Raw genomic sequence first — 6099 nt, 5'->3', positions numbered from 1 at the left:
CGGGGGGGGGGGGGGGGGGGGGGGGGGGGGGGGGGGGGGGGGGGGGGGGGGGGGTGTGGGGGGGGTGGGGGGGGGGGGGGGGGGGGGGGCCGGGGCGCCCCCCACCCCCCCTCGTCGTACTTCACATCGGCTACTTCACAGCCATGCTCTCGATACCCAGGACGAGATAGACCCACTTGGGCTGCCCCTTGGCAGGGCCGTCGACCTTCTTGACGCCGAAGAAGATGCGACCGTCCTGGACGACGATGTCGTTGTAGTCCGTCATCGTCATCAGGTCGGCCTCCTCCGGCAGGTCGAAGTAGAGGTACGGGGTCTCGGTGCCCGCCTTCGGGTCCAGGCTGACGAGCCCCGAGGGCATGACGTGCTGGTCGGTCACGCGCACGGCGAGAAGCCTGTCGCCGCTCATCCGTACCGGGTAAAGGAGCGAGCCGGGGCCGGAGTCGAACTTCTTGGTGGTGTGCCCGGTAGCCAGGTCGAAGCCGATGACCCAGTTCGAGTTGATCAGCTCGCCCGACTCCTTGCTGCGCAGGAAGACCTGGTCGTCGCCGACGGCGATGGTCGGGCAGTCGTCGGTGGTGAGGAAGTCGTCGAACGAGCACTCTCCGACGTAGGTGCCGTTCTGGAGGCGGATCACCGTGCGGGTCTTGCCGTCGGCGTCGAGGGACAGCATCTCGGAGATGCCGATCTCACCGGCCTGGACGGCCAGGACGGGCGGTTCGGCGGACGGGATGTTGAGGTCCCGGATGCCCTTCGCGGCCGAGTAGGTCCACAGGACCTTGCCCGTCTTCGGGTCCACCTTGCGTGCCTTGTAGGTGGTGGCGTCGGTCGAGCCGAGGGCGGCGTCGTCGTGCCAGCACTGCTGACGGACGAGCAGCGCGCCTCCGCCCGCGGCGCCCATGTCCTGGCAGGAGCCGGTCGACGTCGTCTCCCAGATGCGCTCGCCTGTCTTCATGCTGTACGCGTCGGTGCCGCCGCCCCAGGTCACGACGACCGTGCCGTGGACCAGGGTCACGCTCGGGGTGTCCTGGTCCTCGCCGCCCGTCGCCAGCCCCTTGGCGTCTCCGAACTTGGAGTAGGGGAAGTCGGTCGTCCAGACCTCACGGCCGTCGTCGAGGTCGAAGAAGGCCACGTGGTTGCAGTAGGCGCCGCCTCGGTCGTTGGCCCGATACAGGACGGCCGTGCGGTTGTCGTTGGTGACATGGCGCGTGTAGCCGCAGATCGGGCCGTCGAGGGGGAGCTTCCACTTCTCGTCGCCCGGGACGGCGTCGGTGCCGATGCGCAGGCCGATGACGGTCTTGTTGATGCCCTTGGCGAGGATCCTGTCCGTGGCCCACATGCCGGGCATCTGGTATTCCTCGCCCGGGCTCAGGTCGTCCACGGAGAAGCGGAAGGCCATCTTTCCGGTGGCGCTCGCGGGCTTCTTCTCGACGGTCTCCCGCACGTCGAGCGGCCCCTGGCCGTTGGCGAGCGGCTTGCCCGATGTCGTCGAACCTGCGCCGCCACCGCCCCACAGCAGCCAACCGCCCGTGCCGAGCGCCGCGACGAGTACGACCACGAGCACACCCAGCAGCCATTTCCGGCGGCGGTTCTTCTCGTCGGTCTCCGCGGCGAGGGCGGACTGGGTGTACATGGAAGGGGGTGGGCCGAAGCTCACGCTGGGGTCCTTTTCCTGTGAAGTGGTCACGGATTCCTGTGGGGTGATCACGAAAGCGCCCCTACTATGCCCGGCGTTGCGCTCACACGTGCGGGTGGGTGAAGTCGCGGGCCGTCAAGGCCCTTGCGGGGTGCGGCGGTTCGGGCGACGACTGCGACCGCTTTTGTTCGGGTTCGGCGTGAGATTCTGCGCGGCGGCTGCATGAGTATCGCCCGTTTTGTTCACCAATACGCGGACTCTGTACGCCACTTCTGAGCCGGTTGTGACGCAGTGGTCAGGCGCTCAGGGGTGGGCGGGCCTGCCGAGGTGGGGCCCGTGGTGATTAGGCTGGGAGGGGGCGCGTCGCCAGACCCGTGGACCAGGCGGCGGTGTCCCAGGGGGGAAGCCCGTGGATCGGACGACCTCGGAACGACTCAGGACGACAAGCAATGGTCGCCCCGGCACGGCATGAGGGTGCTCGACCACACCAGGAGGAACTGTGAGCAGCGATCGGGACGGGATCCGCGGGGGCTGGGCCACACCCGGCGATGACCAGCCCGATGCGGAGTCCGCCATCGAGACGACGGGCGAGTTCACCATCGACTACGCACCGCCCGCTTGGTACACGCAGAACGCGTCCGAGGGCGCAGGCGCGGGCGGCGGCGGAGCCGGTGGTTCCGGTGCGGCCGGACCCGGTTCCACGGCCTCCGGGCCGGCCGGTGGGCCGGGTGCGGGCGGGGGCAACGGTCCCGGTGCGGCCGGGGCCGGAGCGGTGCCGGGGGTGCCGTCTGCTGCCGGGTCCCCTTCGGACTTCTCGATCTCCTCGCTGCCCGGGCTGACTCCGCCGGCTCATTCGGTTCCGCGGCCTCCTTCGTCCGCCGGTCCGGCTGCTGTTCCGACTGCGCCGACTCCTCCGGCTCCGGGGGCTCCTTTCACGCCGCCCGCGCCGGCGCCCGGTGCTCCCTTCACGCCCCCTGCGGCAACGCCCGCGCCCGGGGCTCCTTTTGCACCACCCCCGCCTGCGCCCGGTACGCCGTTCACGCCGCCCGCGCCGCCCAGCGGCGGGCCGGGCGCGGTGCCGAGGCTTCCCGTGGGGAGCGGGTTCGAGCCGCAGCCGGGTCAGCCCGCGCCGCCCGCTCAGCCGCAGGGGCCGGGCGAGGCGCCGGCCGGAGGTGCCCCCTCGCCGACGGCCGTGCCGAACATTCCGGTCGGCGGGTTCCAGTCGCAGTGGGGGGCTCCGGCCACCCCGCCGGCACCCGTTGCCGCCGACTCGTCGGAACCCTCCGAGCCCTCCCCGGCTTCTCCGGCCGCCTCGGCTGCCGAGGACGAGTCCGGGAACGGGGACCTGGAGAGCGGTGCCACCATGCGGTTCTCCGCCGTGGCGCTGAAGCGTGAGATCGCCGAGCGCGCCGCCGCGGCCGAGGAGGACGCGACCGACGTGGCTTCCGGCGAGGCCGACGATCCTGCCGACGAGGTTGCCCCGGGCGAGAGCGCGGACGTCGACACCGCCGTCGAGGACGGTGACGGTGACACCGACGCCGAGGTGACGGACACGTCCACGGACGCGGAGACCGGAGCCGAGGACGAGGCCGCCGACGGCGACACGGCCGATGAGGCCGAGGACTCCGACTCGGCCGACGTGGTCGAACTCAGGGGCTTCTCCGGCTACTCCAAGGACACGGAGTCCTCGGCGATCGAGCCCGAGGATGCCGATTCGGGTGAGACGGAGGCCGAGGGCTCCACCGATGCCGTGGCCGAGGCGGACGCTGAGGCGGAGTCGGAAGCAGAGGCGGAGGCCGAGCCCGAGGCCACCGTGCTTCAGGACCCGACATCCGTGGACGCAGAGCCCTCGGACGCCGCGGTCGTAGACGCCGTACCGGAGGACTCGGTACGTGAGGACGCCGAGCCCTCTGACGCCGTGCCCGCGGATGCTGCGCCTGCCGACGAGCCCCAGGACAGCGAGCCCCAGGACGCCGTTCCGAGCGCGGCCGACGCCCCTCAGGACGCGCCGCCCGCATGGACTCCCCCGCCGGCGCCGCAGGGCGGGCTGCCGCCGTTGCCGCCGTCGTACCAGCCCGCCGCGCCTGCACCGGCCGCCCAGTGGCCCGTGCAGGCGGACCCGGCGGCGCCCGTGCAGCCGCAGCCGGCGGCCGCACAGGGCCAGCCGCCCCTGCCTCCGCAGCAGCCGGCCTTCCAGCCGCAGGCCCCGCAGCCCGCACCCGCGGCCTGGAACCAGCCGACCCAGGCGCCCGCCCCGGCCGCACAGCAGCCGCCCGTCGGCGCACCGCACCCGGGCACCCCGGCTCCGCCGCCCCAGCAACCGCCAGCCCAGCAGCAGCCCGGCGCTCCGGCACCCGGCGGCTACGGCTTCCCGCACCCCGGCGCCCCGGCCGCACACCAGCCCCCGGCCGCCACACCTGCAGCACCGCCCGCCCAGCCCGGCCCCAACCCCCCTGCCCAGCCCGGCAGTTACGGCTTCCCGCACCCCGGCGCCCAGCAGCAGCCTCCGGCCGCCGCACCCGCGCCCACCCCGCAGAGCGGCTACGGCTTCCCGCAGCCCGGCGCCCCGGCCGCACACCAGCCCCCGGCCGCCACACCTGCGGCGCCGCCCGCCCAGCCCGGCCCCAACCCCCCTGCCCAGCCCGGCGGTTACGGCTTCCCGCAGCCGCCCGCGGCCCCCAACACCCCCGGCGGCTACGGCTTCCCGCACCCCGGTGCCCCCGCCCCGAACGCCCAGCCGCAAGCCGCCCCCGCGGCACCCCCCGCCCAGCCCGTCCCCAACCCCCCTGCGCAGCCCGGCGGTTACGGCTTCCCGCAGCCGCCCGGGGCACAGGGGCAGCCTCAGCCCGGTGTGCCCCAGCCGGGCGCGCAGGCACCGCAGGGGTACCCCGAGCAGGCGCCGCCCGCCCCCCAGGCCCCGGCGCCGCAGCAGCCCGTAGACCCGCGCGCGGGCGCCGCCTGGCCGCAGCCGATCCAGCACGATCAGCGGCAGGTGACCAACCCCGGTGCCGCGCCGCTGGGTTACACCGCTGCTGTGGAGCTGTCCTCCGACCGGCTGCTCAACAACAAGAAGCAGAAGGCGAAGAGCGGGCGGCCCGCGGCGGCGCAGAGTCGGTTCAAGATCGGCGGGAAGAAGGAGGAGGCCGAGCGGAACCGCAAGCTCGAGCTGATCCGGACGCCCGTGCTGTCCTGCTACCGCATCGCGGTCATCAGCCTCAAGGGCGGTGTCGGCAAGACCACGACCACCACCGCGCTCGGCTCCACGCTGGCCACCGAGCGGCAGGACAAGATCCTCGCGATCGACGCCAACCCGGACGCCGGTACGCTCGGCCGCCGTGTGCGCCGGGAGACCGGGGCCACCATCCGTGACCTCGTGCAGGCGATCCCGTACCTCAACTCGTACATGGACATCCGCCGGTTCACCTCCCAGGCGCCGTCCGGGCTCGAGATCATCGCCAACGACGTGGACCCGGCCGTGTCCACGACCTTCAACGACGAGGACTACCGGCGCGCGATCGACGTGCTCGGCAACCAGTACCCGATCATCCTCACCGACTCCGGTACCGGTCTGCTCTACAGCGCCATGCGCGGTGTGCTGGACCTCGCCGACCAGCTCATCATCATCTCGACGCCGTCCGTCGACGGTGCGAGCAGTGCCAGTACGACGCTGGACTGGCTGTCCGCGCACGGGTACGCCGACCTGGTGTCGAGGTCCATCACCGTCATCTCGGGTGTGCGTGAGACCGGCAAGATGATCAAGGTGGAGGACATCGTCAGCCACTTCGAGACGCGCTGCCGCGGTGTCGTGGTCGTGCCCTTCGACGAGCATCTCGCCGCCGGTGCCGAGGTCGACCTCGACATGATGCGGCCGAAGGTGCGGGAGTCGTACTTCAACCTCGCGGCGATGGTCGCCGAGGACTTCGTACGGCACCAGCAGATGCACGGCCTGTGGACCAGCGACGGCAACCCGCCGCCGGTGGCCGCCCCGCCGATGCCGGGCCAGCAGTACGCCCCCGGACAGCCGTACGCCCCTGGCCAGCCGGTTCCCGGACAGCCCGTGCCGGGACAGCCGATGCCGGGTCAGCCGATGCCCGGGCAGCAGTTCCCCGGTCAGCCGCCGGTTCCCGGGCAGCCGGGCCCGTACCCGCAGGCACCTCAGGCAGCCCAGCCGCCACAGCCCGGCACTCCGTACGCCATGAGCGAGCTCTACGGCCAGCCGGGCCAGCCGCCCGCCCAGCCCGGGCAGCCGTACCCGCCGCAGGCCCAGGCCCCGGCCCAGCCCGGCCCGCCCTACCCGCCGCAGCAGCCGGGCCAGCCGTACCCGCAGCCCGGTCAGCCGCCCGCGCAGCCCGGTTACGGCTACCCGCAGCCCCCGCAGCAGCCGGACGGGCAGACCCCTCCCCCGCCGCCGCAGCAGTAGGCCGGGAACGACGAGGGGCGGCCGGTGCCCGAAGGCACCGGCCGCC

2 protein-coding genes and 1 pseudogene are annotated in these 6099 nt (G+C 73.3%); 2 read left to right on the top strand and 1 reads right to left on the bottom strand.

All coding sequences use genetic code 11. The features are described 5' to 3' along the window. Positions 1–130: 130 nt before the first annotated feature. Positions 131–1654, bottom strand: a complete 1524-nt coding sequence (locus tag ACFY1L_RS34000; protein ID WP_388832701.1) for a PQQ-binding-like beta-propeller repeat protein — start codon at positions 1652–1654, stop codon at positions 131–133. A gap of 478 nt (positions 1655–2132) precedes the next feature. Here ACFY1L_RS34000 and ACFY1L_RS33995 point away from each other — a divergent pair. Further along, positions 2133–2213, top strand: a pseudogene (locus ACFY1L_RS33995) (SCO5717 family growth-regulating ATPase); the annotation flags it as partial. A gap of 495 nt (positions 2214–2708) precedes the next feature. Next, positions 2709–6053: an AAA family ATPase gene (locus tag ACFY1L_RS33990; RefSeq protein WP_388832768.1), complete on the top strand. Its 3345-nt coding sequence runs from the start codon at positions 2709–2711 to the stop codon at positions 6051–6053. The last annotated feature ends 46 nt before the right edge of the window (positions 6054–6099 follow it).

The organism is Streptomyces sp. NPDC001663, assembly GCF_042893105.1.
Taxonomy (GTDB): Bacteria; Actinomycetota; Actinomycetes; order Streptomycetales; family Streptomycetaceae; genus Streptomyces.
The sequence above is the reverse complement of the archived record's forward strand: the minus strand, read 5'-3'. Positions and strand labels throughout refer to the sequence as shown.